General features: G+C 70.5%; 18 protein-coding genes. 4 read left to right on the top strand and 14 right to left on the bottom strand.

Translation table 11 applies throughout. From position 1 onward, the window contains the following. The first annotated feature begins 16 nt into the window (after positions 1-16). The gene (locus ACFV9T_RS02440; RefSeq protein WP_385436221.1) at positions 17-1,882 is read left to right on the top strand and encodes a potassium transporter TrkA; all 1,866 of its coding nucleotides are present in this window, start codon (positions 17-19) and stop codon (positions 1,880-1,882) included. A gap of 9 nt (positions 1,883-1,891) precedes the next feature. Here the strand turns inward: ACFV9T_RS02440 and ACFV9T_RS02435 are convergent, their stop codons facing one another. Genes ACFV9T_RS02435 through ACFV9T_RS02425 form a run of 3 tightly spaced genes read right to left on the bottom strand, consistent with a single transcriptional unit; the run spans position 1,892 to position 5,138 of the window. After that, the gene (locus ACFV9T_RS02435; RefSeq protein ID WP_385436220.1) at positions 1,892-3,361 is read right to left on the bottom strand and encodes a membrane-associated oxidoreductase; all 1,470 of its coding nucleotides are present in this window, start codon (positions 3,359-3,361) and stop codon (positions 1,892-1,894) included. Between the two features lie 33 nt (positions 3,362-3,394). Then, the gene (locus ACFV9T_RS02430; protein ID WP_385436219.1) at positions 3,395-4,639 is read right to left on the bottom strand and encodes a cation:proton antiporter; all 1,245 of its coding nucleotides are present in this window, start codon (positions 4,637-4,639) and stop codon (positions 3,395-3,397) included. Between the two features lie 7 nt (positions 4,640-4,646). Continuing rightward, positions 4,647-5,138: a cation:proton antiporter regulatory subunit gene (locus ACFV9T_RS02425; RefSeq protein ID WP_385436218.1), complete on the bottom strand. Its 492-nt coding sequence runs from the start codon at positions 5,136-5,138 to the stop codon at positions 4,647-4,649. A 168-nt stretch (positions 5,139-5,306) separates the two neighbouring features. Between ACFV9T_RS02425 and ACFV9T_RS02420 the strand changes: the two genes are divergently transcribed. Continuing rightward, the gene (locus ACFV9T_RS02420) at positions 5,307-5,711 is read left to right on the top strand and encodes a hypothetical protein (RefSeq protein WP_385436217.1); all 405 of its coding nucleotides are present in this window, start codon (positions 5,307-5,309) and stop codon (positions 5,709-5,711) included. 92 nt (positions 5,712-5,803) lie between these two features. Here the strand turns inward: ACFV9T_RS02420 and ACFV9T_RS02415 are convergent, their stop codons facing one another. Together ACFV9T_RS02415 and ACFV9T_RS02410 are read right to left on the bottom strand one after the other, a co-directional pair. Further along, on the bottom strand, positions 5,804-6,193 hold the full coding sequence (locus ACFV9T_RS02415; protein WP_385436216.1) for a VOC family protein: 390 nt from the start codon (positions 6,191-6,193) through the stop codon (positions 5,804-5,806). Between the two features lie 88 nt (positions 6,194-6,281). Next, positions 6,282-7,052, bottom strand: a complete 771-nt coding sequence (locus ACFV9T_RS02410) for a VOC family protein (protein WP_385436366.1) — start codon at positions 7,050-7,052, stop codon at positions 6,282-6,284. A gap of 328 nt (positions 7,053-7,380) precedes the next feature. Between ACFV9T_RS02410 and ACFV9T_RS02405 the strand changes: the two genes are divergently transcribed. Beyond that, entirely contained in the window at positions 7,381-8,658 is a 1,278-nt protein-coding gene (locus tag ACFV9T_RS02405; protein ID WP_385436215.1) for a cytochrome P450, read from the top strand. Positions 8,659-8,787: 129 nt separating this feature from the next. Here ACFV9T_RS02405 and ACFV9T_RS02400 read toward each other — a convergent pair whose 3' ends face one another. Beyond that, on the bottom strand, positions 8,788-9,162 hold the full coding sequence (locus ACFV9T_RS02400) for a nuclear transport factor 2 family protein (protein WP_385436365.1): 375 nt from the start codon (positions 9,160-9,162) through the stop codon (positions 8,788-8,790). A 129-nt stretch (positions 9,163-9,291) separates the two neighbouring features. Here ACFV9T_RS02400 and ACFV9T_RS02395 point away from each other — a divergent pair, with 129 nt between their 5' ends. Then, complete coding sequence (locus ACFV9T_RS02395) at positions 9,292-11,124, top strand: prolyl oligopeptidase family serine peptidase (RefSeq protein WP_385436364.1); 1,833 nt, start codon at positions 9,292-9,294, stop codon at positions 11,122-11,124. Here ACFV9T_RS02395 and ACFV9T_RS02390 read toward each other — a convergent pair. The 8 genes from ACFV9T_RS02390 to ACFV9T_RS02355 form a co-directional block, all read right to left on the bottom strand. Then, positions 11,033-11,890, bottom strand: a complete 858-nt coding sequence (locus ACFV9T_RS02390; RefSeq protein WP_385436214.1) for an SURF1 family protein — start codon at positions 11,888-11,890, stop codon at positions 11,033-11,035. The two genes, ACFV9T_RS02395 and ACFV9T_RS02390, sit on opposite strands and share 92 nt — an antisense overlap. An 82-nt stretch (positions 11,891-11,972) precedes the next feature. After that, positions 11,973-13,139: a hypothetical protein gene (locus ACFV9T_RS02385; protein ID WP_385436213.1), complete on the bottom strand. Its 1,167-nt coding sequence runs from the start codon at positions 13,137-13,139 to the stop codon at positions 11,973-11,975. Continuing rightward, the gene (locus tag ACFV9T_RS02380) at positions 13,136-13,717 is read right to left on the bottom strand and encodes a SigE family RNA polymerase sigma factor (protein ID WP_039938466.1); all 582 of its coding nucleotides are present in this window, start codon (positions 13,715-13,717) and stop codon (positions 13,136-13,138) included. The genes ACFV9T_RS02385 and ACFV9T_RS02380 overlap by 4 nt, the downstream gene beginning before the upstream one ends. 407 nt (positions 13,718-14,124) lie before the next feature. Then, positions 14,125-15,201 (bottom strand): aspartate-semialdehyde dehydrogenase, encoded by a 1,077-nt coding sequence (locus tag ACFV9T_RS02375; RefSeq protein ID WP_385436212.1) that lies wholly within the window; start codon positions 15,199-15,201, stop codon positions 14,125-14,127. After that, positions 15,198-16,478 carry an aspartate kinase gene (locus ACFV9T_RS02370; RefSeq protein ID WP_358614645.1) on the bottom strand — a complete coding sequence of 427 codons (1,281 nt, stop codon included), beginning with the start codon at positions 16,476-16,478 and terminating at the stop codon, positions 15,198-15,200. Before ACFV9T_RS02370 ends, ACFV9T_RS02375 begins: the two co-directional genes overlap by 4 nt. 267 nt (positions 16,479-16,745) lie before the next feature. After that, complete coding sequence (locus ACFV9T_RS02365; protein ID WP_385436211.1) at positions 16,746-17,411, bottom strand: DUF5063 domain-containing protein; 666 nt, start codon at positions 17,409-17,411, stop codon at positions 16,746-16,748. Beyond that, entirely contained in the window at positions 17,404-18,003 is a 600-nt protein-coding gene (recR, locus tag ACFV9T_RS02360; protein ID WP_009716708.1) for a recombination mediator RecR, read from the bottom strand. Before recR ends, ACFV9T_RS02365 begins: the two co-directional genes overlap by 8 nt. Before the next feature lie 97 nt (positions 18,004-18,100). Then, the gene (locus ACFV9T_RS02355; protein WP_009716707.1) at positions 18,101-18,436 is read right to left on the bottom strand and encodes a YbaB/EbfC family nucleoid-associated protein; all 336 of its coding nucleotides are present in this window, start codon (positions 18,434-18,436) and stop codon (positions 18,101-18,103) included. Positions 18,437-18,587: the final 151 nt, after the last annotated feature.

Below are 18,587 nucleotides of genomic sequence, written 5' to 3'. Positions count from 1 at the left end.
GGGATGGGGACGTGCGATGAGGCTGCGGGACCGGCTGCGGTATTGGTTCGACGGCACGATGGACCGCGGGACGCCCGCCCTGATCGGCTGGCTCGGCCTCGCCTCGCTCGCGCTGATCGCCTTCGTCTCCACGCTGGTCGTCGCGTTCAGCCACGAGGACACCCGCAAGAGCGGCGGCTGGTCGGGCGTGGTGTGGATGAGTCTGCTGCGTACGCTCGATCCGGGGACCATGGGCGGGGACGAGGGCCGTCCGCTGTTCCTGGTGCTGATGCTCACCGTCACGATCGGCGGCATCTTCATCGTCAGCGCGCTCATCGGTGTGCTCACCACGGGCCTGGAGAACCGGATCCAGATGCTCCGTAAGGGCCGGTCGCGGCTGATCGAGCGCGGCCACACGATCGTGCTGGGCTGGTCGGACCAGGTGTTCACGGTGATCGCGGAGCTGGTGGAGGCCAACCAGAGCGCCCGCCGCTCCTGTGTGGTGATCCTCGCCGACCACGACAAGGTCGATATGGAGGACCAGATCCGCCACCGGATCCCCACGACCGGCCGTACCCGGGTGGTCTGCCGTTCCGGAAGCCCGCTGGAGCGCGGCGACCTGGAGCTGGTGAGCCCCGACACCGCCAAGTCGATCATGGTGTTGCCGCCGGTCGGGGACGACACCGACACGGACGTCATCAAGGTGCTTCTGCTGCTCAACAGCCGGAAGTGGAAGGGCACGCGGCCGAACGTCGTGGCGGCCGTGGAGAGTTCGGACAACCTGCCCGCGGCGCGCCTCGCGTCCGGGTCGAACGCGCTGATCGTCGACGCCGACGACATCGCCGTACGGCTCATCGCCCAGGCGCACCGGCAATCGGGTCTTTCCAGCGTCTTCAACGAGCTGCTCAGCTTCGAAGGCAACGAGTTCTACTTCCACGAGGAGCCCGCGCTGGCGGGTTCGACGTACGCGGACACCCTGGACCACTACGGGCTGGGCATGGCCGCCGGGCTGCGCAGGAGCGACGGTGAGGTGCTGGTCAACCCGCCGATGGACACCGTCGTCCGGGCCGACGACCAGCTGCTCGTGATGGCCGAGGACGATCTGCTGATACGTCGCGCCGAGACCCGGCCCGAGATCGTCCCGTCGGCGATCACCACCGCGCCCGGACGGCCGCCGGTGCCGGACCGCACCCTGCTGATCGGCTGGAACTCCCGGGCGTCGAAGCTCATCACGCTGCTGGACAGCTTCGTCGAGCCCGGCTCGGCGGTGGACATCGCGGCACCTCGGCGGCCGCGCAAGGGCGTACCGGACGGGCTGAAGAACCTGACGGTCGGCCACCGGCGGTGCGAACCGACCCGCAGGTCGTCCCTGGAGACCCTCGACCTCGGCCGCTACCAGCACATCGTGGTGCTGTCCGACGACACCATCGACCCCAAGCGCGCCGATGACCGGACGCTGGTGACGCTGCTGCACCTGCGCGACATCGAGGTGCGGCTCGGCGATCCGTACTCGATCGTCACGGAGATGAACGACGACAGCAACCGGGAGATCGCCCAGGTCACCAAGGCCGACGACTTCATCGTCAGCACCAAGGTCATCAGCCTGCTGCTGACCCAGCTGACCGAGAACCGCGACCTCTACACGGTGTTCATCGACCTCTTCGACCCGGACGGATCGGAGATCTACCTCAAACCGGCCGCCAACTACTTGGTGCCCGGGGCCGAGGCCAACTTCGCGACGGTCGTCGAGGCGGCCCGGCGGCGCGGTGAGACCGCCCTCGGCTACCGGCTGGCGCGCCACGCCGACGTACCGCCCGCCTACGGGGTCTTCCTCAACCCCGACAAGGCCGCGCCGCTGGTCCTGGACGAGGGGGACGCGATCGTGGTGCTCGCCGAGGAGTGATGCCACTCCCTATTGGCGGCTCAGGGAGCGGCTGACGCCCGCCGCCGTGGTGGTGGCCAGGATCCAGCCGGTGACGATCAGGAGGTACGAGAGCCACTGGTACCCGCCCTGCGGCGCGAAGGCGCCCTCCTGCCCGAAGCCGATGATGGGGAGGAGCAGGTCGAGGGTGTAGAAGACCGGGTTGAAATCGGGGGCCTCGCCCGGTTTCAGGGGCCGCGGGTGGTGGACGGCGAAGGCGAGCGTGCCGGTGAGGAGCAGGGCACCGAGCCAGCCCGCGGCGCGCAGGGGCCGGAATCCGTAGCCGACGGTGACGTCCTGGAGGTGGCCCCAGGCGCGGGCGTAGCGGGGCAGGGTGCGGCGGTGGCGGCGGAGCTTGGCGAGCTGGACGGTACGGGCGGCGGCCTCGTCGCCTGCGGCGCGGTAGGCGGTGGTCAACTGCTCGTACGAGGCCGGGAGATAGCCCTCCTTCTCGCGCTCCAGGAGCGGCAGCCGCTCTTCGGCGGGGAGGTGCGGGGCGAGGCTGCGGTAGCTGAGGCCGTCGATCCGTACGCGGTCGGGCCAGACCTCGGGGCGGATGTGCAGCAGGTCGATCTGGGAGCGGCGCAGGTTCACATCGCCCTCGATGAGGGCGGCTTCGCGGAACCACAGCTCGCCGATGACGCAGCTGCTGGCGCGCAGGGCCTGGCCGTCGGGGTGGGACAGCCGGGCGTAGGCCAGGTTGAGGTGGCGCGGCACCCGGGCCCCGCTGAGGTTGACGCGGCCGTGGGCGCGCAGCCGCATGGCGCGCAGATCGGTGCCGACGGACAGGTTCTCGGCGTGCAGGGCGGTGTCGCCGGGGGCGTGGAGTTCGCTGTTGTCGAGGTTCACCTGACCGGTGACGGTGGCCTCGTTGAGCCGTATCTGTCCGTGGGCGATGAGCTTCGTCGCCCAGATGTCGGTGCCGATGGTGGCGTGGTTGAGCTGCAGAACCGCTTCCTCGGACTCGGCCCCCGGGGTGCCCAGCCGCACGCTGTCCACGAAGAGCGCGCCGGATATTCGCGCACCGGCGAGCCGTACGGGGCCCGCTGTCCGGGAGCCGGTGAGGCGCAGCGCCCCGTCCACGCGGAGGGCTCCGGCGTCGAGCCCGGGGAGTACGGAGTCGCTGATCACCAGCGCCCTCGTCTGCGCCCCGTGCAGGCTCGGCCGCTGCTCGAAGTGGCAGGACCGCAGGATGACGGGGTGCTCGGCCACGCCGAAGGTGAGCCGCAGCCGTCCGGTGACGCGTGCGCCGATGAGCCGCAGGCCCGCGACCTCGCCGTCCCTCACCGGCCCGGCCAGCAGCAGCGCGCGCAGTACGTCGCCACGTATGGTCCGGTCGGGGCCCCAGGACGCGCCGTCCTCGGGGTCGTCGTCCTCGCTGTCGCGGAAATCGACGCCTTCACCCAGCGGGAAGGCCCGCCAGACGCGCCGCTCCGCCGGTGTCAGGTCCGTGATCTCCACCGGCGGGATCGTGTCGCGGCGCTGTCCGGAGTGTCAACCGCGTTGCGTTTCGCGGGCTTTCGGCTCGGTGGGTGCGGTGTCGGCGGGGGTGTCGGTGTCGGCGGCGGGGGCCGCGGCGGGCTTCGGACGGATGAGGCGGCGCGCCAGGGGCTCGGTGTAGCGAGCGGTGAGCGGGCCGATGATGACCAGGATCAGGACGTACGCCGTGGCCATGGGGCCCAGCGACGGTTCGATGCCCGCGGTGACGGCGAGCCCGGCGATGACGATGGAGAACTCGCCGCGCGCCACCAGGGTGCCGCCCGCGCGCCAGCGGCCCTTGACGGAGATCCCGGCGCGCCGCGCGGCCCAGTAGCCGGTGGCGATCTTGGTGCAGGTGGTGACGATGGCCAGGGCCAGGGCGGGCAGCAGGACCGGCGGGATGCTGGCGGGGTCCGTGTGCAGGCCGAAGAAGACGAAGAAGACGGCGGCGAACAGGTCGCGCAGCGGGCTCAGCAGATTGTGGGTGCCCTCGGCGACCGAGCCGGTGAGGGCGATGCCCACCAGGAAGGCGCCCACGGCGGCGGAGACCTGGAGCTGCTGGGCGATCCCGGCGACCAGCAGGGTCAGGCCCAGCACCACCAGCAGCAGCTTCTCAGGGTCGTCGCTGGAGACGAAGCGCGAGATGTGGCGGCCGAAGCGGACGGCGACGAAGAGGACGAGTCCCGCGACGCCGAGCGCGATGGCCAGGGTGACGCTGCCCGCGGCCAGCCCGACACCGGCCAGCAGGGCGGTGACGATCGGCAGGTAGACGGCCATCGCGAGGTCTTCGAGGACCAGGATGGACAGGATGACCGGCGTTTCGCGGTTGCCGAGCCGCCCGAAATCGCGGAGGACCTTGGCGATGACGCCGGACGAGGAGATCCAGGTGACCCCGGCCAGTACGACGGCGGCCACCGGACCCCAACCCAGCAGCAGCGCCATGGCGGCGCCGGGCAGGGCGTTGAGCGTGGCGTCGACCAGCCCGGCCGGGTACTGGGTCTTGAGGTTGCTGACCAGATCGCTCGCGGAGTACTCGAGCCCGAGCATCAACAGCAGCAGGACGACGCCGATTTCGGCGCCGATCGCGACGAACTCCTCACTGGCCCCGAGCGGCAGCAGCCCGCCCTCGCCGAAGGCCAGCCCGGCGAGCAGATAGAGGGGAATGGGCGAGAACTGGAAGCGTCCGGCGAGTCGGCCCAGCAGCCCCAGCCCGAGGATGACGGCACCGAACTCGATCAGGAAGAGGGCGGAAGAGTGCATCCGTCTGTCACTCCCGCCCCAATATCGCCGCGGCGGCTTCCACGCCCTCGCGTGTGCCGATCACGATCAGGATGTCGCCGCCCGCCAGCCGGAAGTCCGGGGCCGGGGAAGGGATCGCGTCCGCCCGGCGCAGCACGGCCACGATGGAGGTGCCGGTCTCGGTGCGGGTCCGCGTCTCGCCCAGCACCCGCCCGTTCCAGTACGAGTACGGGGACAGCTCGATCCGCTCGGCGACCAGCCCCAGCTCGGTGGTGGACAGCAGCGTGGGGCTGTGGTGCGCGGGCATCAGCGCGCTGATGAGCGCCTCCGCCTCGCCCGGGGTGAGCCGGGTGGACAGCGCGCATTCGTCGGGATCCTCTCGGCGGTACGCGCTCAGCGTCCGCCCGCCGTCCCGGTGCGCGACCACCGACAGGCGGCCCTTGTCCCGCGTCGTCAGGTCGTAACGGACTCCAATGCCCGGCAACGGCGTACTGCTCAACCGCGGAACACCCACAGCCATCCCCTCGTTCGAGCGCGCCTTCGCGCAGGTCGCGCAGGTCGAAGTGTCGTCCCGCCACCGTAACAAATGGTAAAGAGTAAGTAATGGGCGGAAGTGGTCCGGGGCCCGGTGGAACAATCCGCGTTCGGGTGTCCCTACCCCCGGAGACGCGCGAGAAAGACGGTGATCATGATCGAGTGGCGGCAGCTCAGCGTCGGTATGCGGCCCGTTCCCGAGCCTGTCGCCACCCCGGTCATCTGGTCCGCGGCGGTCGCCGGAGCCCTGCTGCTGGTGGCCGTCCTCAACTCGCTGGGCGGGCACGGGCGGCCGACGCTCGCCCTGATCGCGCTGTCGCTCTTCGCCGCGGTGCTCGGGCTGTGCGCGCGCTTCGTGGCGGCGCCGGGGACGGCCGTGCTGTGCTGGCTGTTCCTCAACGCCTTCGCCATCCCGCCCGCCGGCGTGCTGACCTGGGCGGGCGGCCGCGACGGCGCCTGGCTCGCGTGCCTGCTCGGCGCGACCGTCGTCGGTACGGCGTGCGCCCGCGTCGTCAACGCCCGGGCGGGCTACCGGCGCATCACGCCGCACGACCGCTGACGCGCTGAGACCAACGGGCCGGGGCGCGAGGCCCCGGCCGCGCCGGAGTGTCCCCTAAGAGGACTCGTTGCCGTTAGGCGGACTCGTCACCGTTAGGCGGACTCGTTGTCGTAAGGCTGGGTGATGATCTCCATGCCATGACCGGCCGGGTCCATGAAGTACAGCCCGCGGCCGCCGTAGTGGTGGTTGATCTCGCCCGGCTGCTTACCGTGCGGATCGGCGTAATACGTGATGCCCTGTTCCCGTATCCGCTGGAACGCCGCGTCGAACTCCTCCTCGGAGATGAGGAACGCGTAGTGCTGCATGGTGATCGACTCGGCCGGGATACTGGCGAAGTCCAGGGTGACCCCATTGCTGGTGGAGACCGGTATGAACGGCCCCCAGGCGTCCCCCACCTCCAGGCCCAGAATATTGGCCAGGAATTCGGCGGATTCCCGATTGTCGCGGGAGTGGACGATGGTGTGATTCAGCTCGACTGACACTGTGGAATGCCTCCAAATAAGGCAATCTCACGGGCACCTCCATGCCTCACCCAGCCGGTGACCGACACGCGATGCCGTATCTCCGATCCTAAGCGCCGTCCCGCTCACCCGTCGAGCCCCGCTGAACCGCCGCCACACTGAAGATTCCGCCCTCGGCGTCGCGGAGCGCCGCGATGCGGCCATAGGGGGTGTCGCCCGGCGGGGAAACGACGCTTCCGCCCAGTTCCACGGTGCGTTCGGCGACCCGGTCGGCGTCCTCGACCCGGAAATAGGCATGCCAGCGGGGCCGCACACTCGGATCGGGGGCGGCCTCCAGCGCGCCCCCGCGCAGCCCGGCCACCGCCTTCCCGTCGATGTGCAGGACCACCCGGTCATGCTCGAAGCGGACATCGCACCGCTCGCGCGGCTGGGCGTCCCAGCCGAAGACATGGCCGTAGAAGAGCGCGGCGTCGAACGCGTCACGCGTACGCAACTCCAGCCACACCGGAGCGCCCGGTCTGCGCTCACCCCACCAGGCGGAGGTGAGGTTCCCCTCCCAGATGCCGAAGACTGCGCCCTCCGGATCGGACGCCCAGGCGACCCGTCCGTTGCCGAATTCCAGCGGCCCGACCGCGACGGTGCCGCCGCGCTCCTGGACGCGCCAGGCCACCTCGTCCGCGCTGTCCGCCGCGAAGTACGTCGTCCAGGTGACGGGCAGCGCCACATCCGCCGACGGGGCGGACGCGCCGATGCCGACCGTCGCTACGCCATCGTCGGTGCACGCGATGGTGTAGCGGCCGTGCCCGTACCGCGTGGGGCGGAACGTCCAGCCGAAGAGATCTCCGTAGAAGGCGTGCGCGCGGTCCAGATCGGCTGCCATCAGGCTCACCCAGCACGGTGCTCCCTGGACAGCACGGAACCTCTCCCGCAAGCCGCTCACCTCACTCCGCTCACTCCGCCGCTCACTCAGCCGGGCACTCGGCCGGGCACTCGTCCGGGCTCGGCCGGGGCGCATGCCTCATCGACCGCGCGTCACGCCCGATATCTTCACTTTCCTCCGATCCCCCGGCCCGCGCCACCGCACTGATCACGAAGCGGCCCGGGCGGGCGGGCGCGGCAGGTCCGCCGCGCGGCTGTGGCACATCACACCGGGACGCGTCTGCCAACGTGTGACGGACGACCCGCCGCGGCAGGGCAGTATTGCGCCCATGTCGAATCTCCGCTCGAACATCGTCACGTGGCTGGGCCGCAAGTACTTTACGAAGATTCAGAAGAACGGGTTCGATCTGTCCAAGATGTCGTTTCTTCCGGACGCCACGCTGGCGCCGCTGAAGCGTGACGGACTCGACCCCGTGGCCGATCTCTCCATAACTCGGGCAAAGGAACCTATCAGCAAGATTTGGCTCCCTTTCGGGATCAATGGCTGGCTCGTCACCGGCTATGACGAGACCAAGGCGGTACTGGGAAAGGCGAAGGGGTTCAGCTCCGACTTCACCAACCTCGCCGAGAAGAACATCGGCGTCGCCCACCAGCAGAATCCCGGCGGCCTGGGCTTCAGCGATCCACCGACACATACGAGACTGCGGCGGCTGCTGACGCCCGAATTCACGATGCGGCGGCTCAGCAGGCTCACCCCGCGCATCCACGCCATCGTGGAGGAGCGGCTGGACGAGATGGCCGCGGCCGAGGGCCCGGTCGACCTGGTGGAGATGTTCGCGCTCCCCATTCCGGCGCTCGTCATCTGCGAACTGCTCGGCGTTCCCTACGAGGACCGCGAGGACTTCCAGCGGCACAGCACGGCGCGATTCGATCTGGGCAGCGGGGCGAACGCGTCCTTCGGCGCCATGTCGGACTCGCTCGCGTATCTGCACGGAATCGTCCGCAAGCAGCGTGAATCACCGGGTGACGGGCTGCTCGGCATGCTGGTGAAGGAGCACGGCGACGAAATCGACGACCAGGAGCTGGCGGGGCTGGCCGACGGGGTACTGACCGGCGGTCTGGAAACCACCGCGAGCATGCTGGCGCTCGGCACGCTCGTACTGCTCCAGGCCCCCGAACAGTTCGCGGCGATACGCGACCAGGAAGACGTCGTCGACCGCTTCGTGGATGAGCTGCTGCGTTATCTCTCCGTCGTCCAGGTGGCGTTCCCGCGGTTCGCGCGCGAGGACATGGAGATAGCGGGCACGAAGATATCCGCCGGGGATCTGGTGCTGTGCTCGCTGAGCGGCGCCAATCGCGACGAGAAGCTGGGCCCGGACATGGATCGGGTCGATCCGCACCGGCAGGCGTCCTCTCACCTGGCATTCGGCCACGGCATTCACCGCTGCATCGGCGCCGAACTCGCCAAGATGGAACTCCGCGCGGCCTACCCGGCGCTGATCCGGCGGTTCCCGGAGATGCGGCTGGCCGTCGACGCCGACAAGCTCAAGTACCGGAAGCTGTCCATCGTCTACGGCGTCGAGACGCTGCCGGTGAAACTGCGCTAGCCGAGCGCCGGGAGGGGTGGAGGGGACGGGGGCGGGGAATCGCGGGGTGGGTACGGGGAATTGGGGGATTGAGGGCTGGGGGACTGTCAGGTGGAACCTGACAGAGCGAATCTGTCAGGTGGAGATCCGTCAGAAGCGCTCGGTCAGTTGGTCACGCCCGGCCGGAGGCTCGTACGCGGCGGGCCAGAAATCGGTGATCGTCTGGATCTTGCCGTCCGGCGCGGCGGTGAAGAAGCTGATGCCCTGCGTCTCCTCCTCCTCGTCGCTGAACCGGACCCAGGAGACCGCCTGAGTGGCGTCGGCGACCACGCGCTCGACCTCCAGGCTCCACTCGCCGAGCTGTTCGGCGTTGAAGCGGACCACACCGTCCCGGCCGACCACCCGCTCCCGGGTCTGTGGAAGCTCGTAGCGAACATCGTCGGCCAGGGTCGCGCCGAACGCCCTCCAGTCCCTGGCCTGGGCCGTCGCCCAATATGTCTCCACGGTCGCGGCTATGTCGCCCATCATCTCCCCCTCCATTACGGCCCCGTCTGTCCATGCCCGCCGCGAACGTTATCCACAGGCGCGAGGGGACGCCAGCGCGGATGTCGGGGTGCGGCGCAGAATGGGGTCATGACTGAGAGCACGGAGTCCATGCCGGACTGGGAAAAGCGGTTTCGGGCACCGCGAGTGGGGTTGCCGGAGTGGGCGGAGGACGCCCCCGACCGGTCGCTGTTCGTCTCGAACGCCACGGGCACATACGAGCTGTACGCATGGGACCGGGCCACCGGCGCGCAGCGCCAGGTGACGGACCGGCCGAACGGGACGACGGACGGGGTGCTGACCCCGGACGGCCGGTGGATCTGGTGGTTCTCGGATACCGATGGTGATGAGTTCGGGGTCTGGCTGCGCCAGCCCTTCGAAGGCGGCGCGGGCCGCGAAGGCGGGCAGCCGGAGGCGGACGAGCCCGCCGCGCCCGGTCTCGAACCCTCCTACCCGGCGGGTCTCGCGCTCGGCCGGGACGGCACGGCGGTCGTCGGCCGGTCCACGGACGAGGAGGGCTCGACGATCCATGTGGTGCCGCCGGAGGGCGAGCCCCGGGAGATCTACCGGCACCGCGAGTCGGCCGGGGTGGGCGACCTGTCGTACGACGGGACGCTGATCGCGGTCGAGCACACCGAGCACGGCGACGCCATGCACTCGGCGATCCGGGTCGTCCGGCTCGACGGCACGGCGGTCGCGGAGCTGGACGACACCAAGGGCGGCGCCGAGGAGCTGGGCCTGGCCGTCATGGGCTTCGCGCCGGTCGCCGGGGACACCCGGCTGCTGGTCGGGCACCAGCGGCGGGGCCGGTGGGAGCCGATGGTGTGGGATCCGCTGACCGGGGTGGAGACCGCCTTGGCCATCGACCTGCCGGGCGATGTCGGCGCGGACTGGTTCCCGGACGGCTCGGCGCTGCTGGTCTCCCACGACTACCAGGCGCGCGGCGAGCTGTGGCGGTATGAGCTGGCCTCCGGTGAGCTGACCCGCGTCGAGACCCCGGCCGGGTCGGTCGGGGGCGCCTCCGCGCGGCCGGACGGCGCGATCGAGTTCCTGTGGTCCTCGGCCGAGCAGCCGCCGCAGGTGCGGTCGACGACCGGGCGGACCGTGCTCGACCCGCCCGGGTTCAAGGCCCCCGCGTCGGTGCCGGTCACCGACGCCTGGGTGGACGGACCGGGCGGGCGGGTGCACGCGCTGGTGCAGAAGCCCGAGGGCGAGGGCCCCTTCCCCACCGTCTTCGACATCCACGGCGGGCCGACCTGGCACGACAGCGACTCGTTCGCGGCAGGCACGGCAGCCTGGGTCGACCACGGTTTCGCCGTCGTCCGGGTCAACTACCGCGGCTCGACCGGCTACGGGCGGGCCTGGACGGACGCCCTCAAGCACCGGGTCGGGCTGATCGAGCTGGAGGACATCGCGGCGGTCCGGGAGTGGGCGGTGGCCTCAGGCCTGGCCGATCCCGAGCGGCTGGTGCTGTCGGGCGGCTCCTGGGGCGGCTATCTGACGCTCCTGGGTCTGGGCACCCAGCCCGAGGCCTGGGCGCTGGGCCTGGCCGCGGTCCCGGTCGCGGACTATGTGACGGCCTACCACGACGAGATGGAGGCCCTGAAGGCGATGGACCGCACGCTCCTCGGGGGCACCCCGGAGGAGGTGCCCGAGCGCTTCGAGGCGTCCTCCCCGCTGACCTACGTGGACGAGGTGCGGGCGCCGGTCTACATCTCGGCCGGGGTGAACGACCCGCGCTGCCCGATACGGCAGATCGACAACTACGTCGAGCGGCTGGTGCGCCGCGGCGCCCCGCACGAGGTCTACCGCTACGACGCGGGGCACGGCTCGCTCGTGGTCGAGGAGCGGATCAAGCAGTTGCGCTTGGAGATCGATTTCGCTCAGCGTCATCTGAATCTGCCGAGTCCGAGTCTTCCGAAGCCGCAGGCCCGTCCGGAGTGAGGCCGAGCGCGAGGTCGCGGGCGGCCTCGACCTCGCGCCGGAAGAGCCGGAACCACATGAAGACCACGAAGCCCGCGAAGACGAACCACTCACCGGTGTAGCCGAGGTTCTGGAACGCCTTGAGGTCCAGCCCGGTGCCCTCCGCCACCACGGGGGGCACCGGCCGCAGGGCCCCGGGCGCCTGGGAGGAGGTGATCCACGCGTCGTACACGGTGTACGGCACCAGGTTGACCAGCGAGGCGTCGCTGATCATGCCCAGCTGACCGCGCGGCAGCGCGCCGCTCGCGGCCGACCCGCCGCTGCCCTCGTGCTCGGTCGCCTGGAGCGCTCCGGTGACCGTCACCCGGCCGGACGGCGGCGCGGGCACCTTGGCGGTGTCGGCCTTGGAGTCGGCGTCCCCGGGCAGCCAGCCACGGACGACGGGCAGCGCCTTGCCCTCGTCGGTGCGCAGCAGCGTCAGCACATAGAAACCGGTACGGCCGCCGAGCCGCCGGTCGGGTACGAGGAGTTGGTGTTCGGTGTCATACCGGCCGGTGGCGGTCGCCCGCCGCCCCGAGGTCTCCGTGGTGACCGGCAGCAGGTCGCCCAGCGGCTTCACCGCGGCCCTTTCGGCACCGGCCGCATCGTCCTGCTGCTGCTCGTGCGTGTCGATGCGCGTCTCGAAGCGGCTGAGCTGCCAGCTGCCCATGAAGAGGCAGACCGGGATCGCCAGCACGGTGAACACGTTGATCACCCACCAGCGGGGTGTCAGCAGAAACCGATACACACCCCCACGGTACGGGCCCCGCGCCGGGCCCCCGGCGGCGGGCCCCGGCTTCACGCCGCCGGGAGAACGCCGCGGACGGCGCTCAGGAGGAGGCCAGCAGACCGGTGCCGTAGACCGTCCCCGCGCAGGCGCCGTTCAGGGTCACGCTGCCGATCGCGGGCTCGCCCGCCTCCGGCGTATAGCTGACCTGGACACTCGCGGCGGGCTGCTCGCCACCGCCGCCCGGGGCGCCGCTCGGCTCACCCGAGCCGGGCTGGTCCGCCGGGCCGCCCGCGGCGTCCGGGGAGGGGCTGCTGGTCGGCGTATCGCCGCCGGATGTGGGGCATCCGCTGGTGCCGCCGCCGGACGCCGGTATCCAGGCGAAGCGGACGTCGTACGCCTGGCCCGGCTGCAGGATCAGGGTGCCCGGCTCGGTGGCCGGGTCGGGCAGCCCGCTGGCCGCGTCCCCCGCCGTGTGATCGACGAAGAAGACCTTCGCCGGGTCCGCCGCGCCCTGGGCGGCCACCCCGTAGGTACCGTCGCCCTCGACCACACAGGCCTGACCGGAGGTGTTCACGACACGGAACGAGCCGTAGATCCGGCCCTCGGCGTCCGCCGCTCCGGCCGATCCGCCGCCCCCGCCGAGCTGAGTGCGCGAGCAGGTCGGCGAGGTGGCGTTCAGCGTGCTGGTGGGGTCGGGGGCGGTGCCGCCGGAGTCGCCGCCCTGGGCGCCCTTGGACGGCTTGTCCTCGCCCTTCTCGCCGTCCTTGCCCTTGTGGTCGCGGTGCTCGGTGCGGGCCTTGTCGGAGGGCCCGTCGGGGTCCTTGCCGCCGCTGCCCTCGCCGCGCCCGCCGTTGTCGCCCCCCTGCGGGGTGCGGTGGCTGCTGGCCGCGTTGGCCGGGCGGTCGTTCGAGGCGTTGCTCGCGGACGTCACATGCACCAGCGCGGGCAGCGCGGCGCCGCCGAGCACCACCGCCGCCGCGGCCCCCACCAGGGCCTGGCGCCGCCGCGCCCGGCGGGCGGGCACCGCGCGCCGCAGCTGCTCCAGGGAGTGCGGGGTCGGCTCCAGGTCGTCCACCGCGTGACGCAGCATCCGCCGTAGCGCCTGCTCGTCCATGCCACCCGCGCCGTCTGCGCCGGTGCTGTCCGAGCCAGCGCCGTCAGGACCCGCGCCGTCAGGACCCGCGCCGTCAGGACCCGTGCCGCCGGGGCTCACGTCGTCCCTCCGGTCGGGGTCCTCCGGGCCCGGCGTGTCGTTCTCGTGGTTCATGCGGGGGCCTCCATGGCGACGCGGAGCGCCGCGATGCCGCGCGAGCCGTACGCCTTGACCGAGCCGAGCGATATGCCCAGCGTCTCGGCCACCTGGGCCTCGGTCATATCGGCGAAGTAGCGCAGCACGAGGACCTCGCGCTGGCGGCGCTGCAGCCCTTTCATCGCCTTGATCAATTGGTCGCGCTCCAGCTGGTCGTACGCGCCTTCCTCGGCACTGGCCATGTCGGGCATCGGCTTGGAGAGCAGCTTCAGCCCGAGGATGCGGCGGCGCAGCGCGGAGCGGGAGAGGTTGACGACCGTCTGCCTCAGATAGGCGAGGGTCTTTTCGGGGTCGCGGACTCTTTTGCGCGCCGAGTGCACGCGGATGAACGCCTCCTGCACCACGTCCTCGCAGGACGCGGTGTCGTCGAGGAGGAGCGCGGCGAGACCCAGCAGCGACCGGTAGTGGGCGCGGTAGGTCTCGGTGAGGTGATCGACTGTGGTCCCCGCTGCCATCGCCATCGCGTCGTCAGCGTCCTCGCGCCCTGCCGCGAGGGGTGCGGGGCGGGCGGTCGACCATGGCGCGATCACCGGCATACCGCCTGATGCGCGCGGACGCGGGGGCCGCACTGCCGTGCCGCCGCGCCCTGGAACCGTTGCGATGCCGAATGCCTCTGCCACGTCTGTTGGACACGCTGTCCCCCGTCAGGGTTGTACGCGCGAGGCACCGCTTTTGACGCTGCACCATATCCCCCCATGCGCCCCAACTCTCCCCTATGCCCAGTTTTCACAGCGCCCACTGGTGGGCGACCAGAAAGACGCTCCCCGCTCGCTGTCGGTTGCAGCAAGCGGGGAGCGGTTCGTCGGACAGGCCATCTGGCCCGGATCAACTGGTCCAGGCCATTACCCGGATCACAGGATATTCACATTGTCCGGGGTGTGCACCTCGTGCGGCGCACTACCCACGGGCTGTCAGCGCTCTATCCACGGCTCTCAGCGGGGCGCTACGCGGCGGTCAGTTCCGCCGCGACGACCTCCCCGATCTGCGCGGTGTTGAGCGCCGCGCCCTTGCGGAGGTTGTCGCCGCACACGAAGAGTTCGAGCGCCTTCGGGTCGTCCAGCGAGCGCCGCACCCGGCCGACCCACGTCGGGTCGGTGCCCACGACATCGGCGGGCGTCGGGAACTCGCCCTCCGCCGGGTTGTCGCACAGCACCACACCCGGCGCACCGGCCAGGATCTCGTGCGCCGCCTCCACCGTCACCTCGTTCTCGAACCGCGCGTGCACGGCCAGCGAGTGGGTGGTGATCACGGGCACGCGCACACAGGTCGCGGTGACCCGCAGACCGGGCAGCCCCAGGATCTTGCGGGACTCGTTCCGTACCTTCAGCTCCTCCGAGGACCAGCCGTCCTCCTTGAGCGAGCCCGCGAACGGCACCACGTTGAGCGCCATCGGCGCCGGGAACGGCCCGGTCTCGCCGACCGCCCGCCGTACGTCGCCCGGGTGCGTACCCAGCTCCGTACCGGCGACCAGCGCGATCTGCTCGCGCAGGGCGTCGATGCCCTCCTTGCCCGCGCCGGAGACGGCCTGGTACGAGGAGACGATCAGCTCGCTCAGCCCGAACTCGGCGTGCAGCGCGCCCATCGCGACGATCATCGACAGCGTGGTGCAGTTCGGGTTGGCGATGATGCCGCGCGGCCGGACCCGCGCCGCGTGCGCGTTCACCTCGGGCACGACCAGCGGCACGTCCGGGTCCATCCGGAAGGCGCCGGAGTTGTCCACGACGACCGCGCCCTTGCTCACCGCGACCGGCGCCCACTGGGCCGAGACCTCGTCGGGGACGTCGAACATCGCGACGTCGACGCCGTCGAAGGCATCCTCGCCCAGCGCGATCACCTCGACCTGCTCGCCCCGGAGGGTCAGCTTCCGGCCGGCCGACCGCGGCGAGGCGATCAGCCGGATCTCGCCCCAGACGTCGGCCCGCTCGGACAGGATCGAGAGCATGACTGTGCCGACGGCACCGGTAGCACCGACGACGGCGAGCGTCGGCTTCCGGCCACCGGCGCCGCCGGCCCGGGTCATCGGCCGGTACCTCCGTACACGACCGCCTCGACACTGTCGCTGTCCAGGCCGAACGCGCTGTGCACGGCGCGGACCGCGTCCTTCACGTCGTCGGCGCGGGTGACGACCGAGATACGGATCTCGGAGGTCGAGATCAGCTCGATGTTGACCCCGGCGTTCGACAGCGCCTCGAAGAAGGTCGCGGTCACGCCCGGGTTGGTCCGCATCCCGGCGCCGATCAGCGAGATCTTGGCGATCTGGTCGTCGTAGCGCAGCGAGTCGAAGCCGATCTGCGGCTTCGCCTTGGTCAGCGCCTCCATCGCCCGGTGGCCGTCCGTCTTGGGCAGCGTGACCGAAATATCGGTCAGTCCGGTCGACGCGGCGGAGACGTTCTGCACGACCATGTCGATGTTGATCTCGGCGTCCGAGATCGTGCGGAAGATGGCCGCGGCCTCACCCGGCTTGTCCGGCACCCCGACGACCGTGACCTTGGCCTCGGACGTGTCGTGCGCGACCCCGGAGATGATCGCCTGCTCCATGCCTTCTTCTCCTTCTCCCGCTTCCTGCCGATTGCGCACCCAGGTGCCCTGATGGCCGGAGAACGACGACCGTACGTGGATGGGGATGTTGTAGCGGCGCGCGTACTCCACGCAGCGCAGATGCAGCACCTTGGAGCCGCTCGCGGCCAGCTCCAGCATGTCCTCGTACGGGATTTCGTTGATCTTGCGAGCCTTGGTCACCACACGCGGGTCGGAGGTGAACACTCCGTCCACGTCGGTGTAGATCTCGCACACCTCGGCGTCCAGGGCCGCGGCGAGGGCCACCGCGGTGGTGTCCGAGCCGCCCCGGCCGAGGGTGGTGATGTCCTTGCTCTCCTGGGACACGCCCTGGAAGCCCGCGACGATCGCGACCGCGCCGAGTTCGAGCGCGTCGCGGATGCGCCCCGGCGTGACATCGATGATCCGTGCTTTGTTGTGGACCGCGTCGGTGATGACTCCTGCCTGGCTGCCGGTGAACGACAGCGCCTCGTGACCGAGGTCTTTGATCGCCATGGCGAGCAATGCCATGGAGATTCGCTCTCCCGCGGTCAGCAGCATGTCGAACTCGCGCCCAGTAGGAATCGGGGATACCTGCTCGGCGAGATCGATCAGCTCGTCCGTCGTGTCGCCCATCGCGGAAACCACGACGACCACCTGGTGGCCGTTCTTCTTGGCTTCGACGATTCGCTTGGCGACCCGCTTGATGCCCTCGGCATCGGCAACGGAGGAGCCTCCGTACTTCTGCACGACAAGGCCCACGTGCGCTCCTCGCAGATCTCAATGTTGCGGTCGGCTCAGTCTAACGAGCGGCCGGAAAGTGCCCTCCCAATATCAGATAGCGAGACACACGCCTCACCACCCGACCAGGTCGGACCTACCACTCGTTCAGCGACGAACCCTGCCCGCTTCCCGGCGAAGCACACGGGAACGTAACCCAGCTCACAGGGCGCGCGGGGTTCCCGGGGGCGCCTCAGGGGCGCCCCCGGCGGCGTCTCAAGCGCGGCTCAGGGGCGACTCAGCGGCGTCTCAGGGGCGCAGGGAACGCAGCCCCAGCGGCTCCGCGATCTCCGCCGCCATGACCCGCCCGGCCTCCTCCGCCAGCGCCTCGTCCCCGCCCGAGTTACTGTCCGTGTCCAGCCCGTCCAGCTCGTCCAGCGGGCTGTCCAGCCGGACGTGCGCGACGAGCGACTGGAGCGCGCGCAGGGCGGCGGAAGCGGTCGTACCCCAGTTGGACAGGTACGAGAACTGCCACCACCACAGCGCCTCGCTGATCCGGCCCTCGCGGTAGTGCGCCATGCCGTGCCGCAGATCCGTGATGATCAGGGCGAGGTCGTCGGAGATCCGGCAGGGGACGGGCTCACTGCGCGGTACGTACGGGTCGAACACCTCCGAGTAGATGTCCACCGGCTCCAGCAGCCGGGCGAACCGCTCCCGCAGCTCGTCGACGTCCGGCTCCGGACCGGCGTCCGGCTCGTACCGCTCGTCCGGTACGAAGTCCTCGTGCGCGCCGAGCCTGCCGCCGGCGAGGATCAGCTGGGAGAGCTCGAGCAGCAGGAACGGCACAGCGCTGTCCGGTTCGTCGCCCTTGGCGACCTCGGTGACCGCGACGATGAAACTCTCGATCTGATCGGCGATCTGGACCGCGAAGTCGTCCGGGTCCGGGTGTGCGTCGTGCAACGTTGCGTCAGACATCGAGAAGTCTTCTCCCTTCGAAGGCACGACCCAGCGTGACCTCGTCGGCATACTCCAGGTCTCCCCCGACGGGAAGACCACTGGCCAAGCGCGTGACCTTCAGCCCCATGGGCTTGATCATGCGCGCGAGGTACGTGGCGGTGGCTTCACCCTCCAGATTCGGATCGGTGGCCAGGATCAGCTCGGTGACCGTTCCGTCCGCGAGCCGGGCCAGCAGCTCCCTGATCCGCAGATCGTCCGGGCCCACGCCCTCGATGGGGCTGATCGCCCCGCCGAGTACGTGATAGCGGCCGCGGAACTCGCGCGTCCGCTCGATCGCGACAACGTCCTTCGGCTCCTCGACCACGCAGATGACCGCGGGGTCGCGGCGCGGGTCCTGGCAGACCCGGCACTGCTCGGCCTCGGCGACGTTCCCGCACACCGCGCAGAACCGCACCTTCTCCTTGACCTCGGTCAGCGCGTGAGCGAGGCGTCGGACGTCGGTGGGCTCGGACTGGAGGATGTGGAAGGCGATCCGCTGCGCGCTCTTGGGACCGACGCCGGGCAGCCTGCCCAACTCGTCGATAAGGTCCTGGACCACGCCCTCGTACACGCCTGCATCCAATCTCGCGCCGCCGCGCGGTGGCTGTACCGCATATGAATTTTCGGTTGCGCCGGTCGAAACGGGGCACAGCGCCCGTCGAACGGTCTCAGAAGGGCAGGCCCGGCATCCCGCCCAGTCCCTGTGCCAGCGGGCCGAGCTTCGTCTGCTGTAGCTCCTGCGCCACGTGGTTCGCGTCGCGAACGGCCGCGACGACGAGGTCCGCGAGGGTCTCGGTGTCCTCCGGGTCCACCGCCTTCGGGTCGATCACCAGACCCTGCAGCTCACCGGCACCGGTCACGGTCGCCTTCACCAGCCCACCACCCGAGGACCCCTCGACAGGGGTACGGGCCAGCTCTTCCTGGGCCGCGGCGAGGTCCTGCTGCATCTTCTGCGCCTGCTGCAGCAGCTGCTGCATGTCAGGCTGGCCACCACCGGGAATCACGAGTTCGCTCCTGGCTGTCGACTGCGGTTCTCTTCGATAGCCCGAGCCTACGTGCTCCTACGGCGCCTTGCCCTACGCCGTACGGAGGAGACGGCCGCGGCCCGCCCCTCCCTTACACGGCCCATACGCGGCCGCTGCCTGGCCGCTACGT

It is taken from the genome of Streptomyces sp. NPDC059850, assembly GCF_042731515.1.
GTDB lineage: Bacteria > Actinomycetota > Actinomycetes > Streptomycetales > Streptomycetaceae > Streptomyces.
This window is presented reverse-complemented; position numbering and strand designations above follow the sequence as displayed.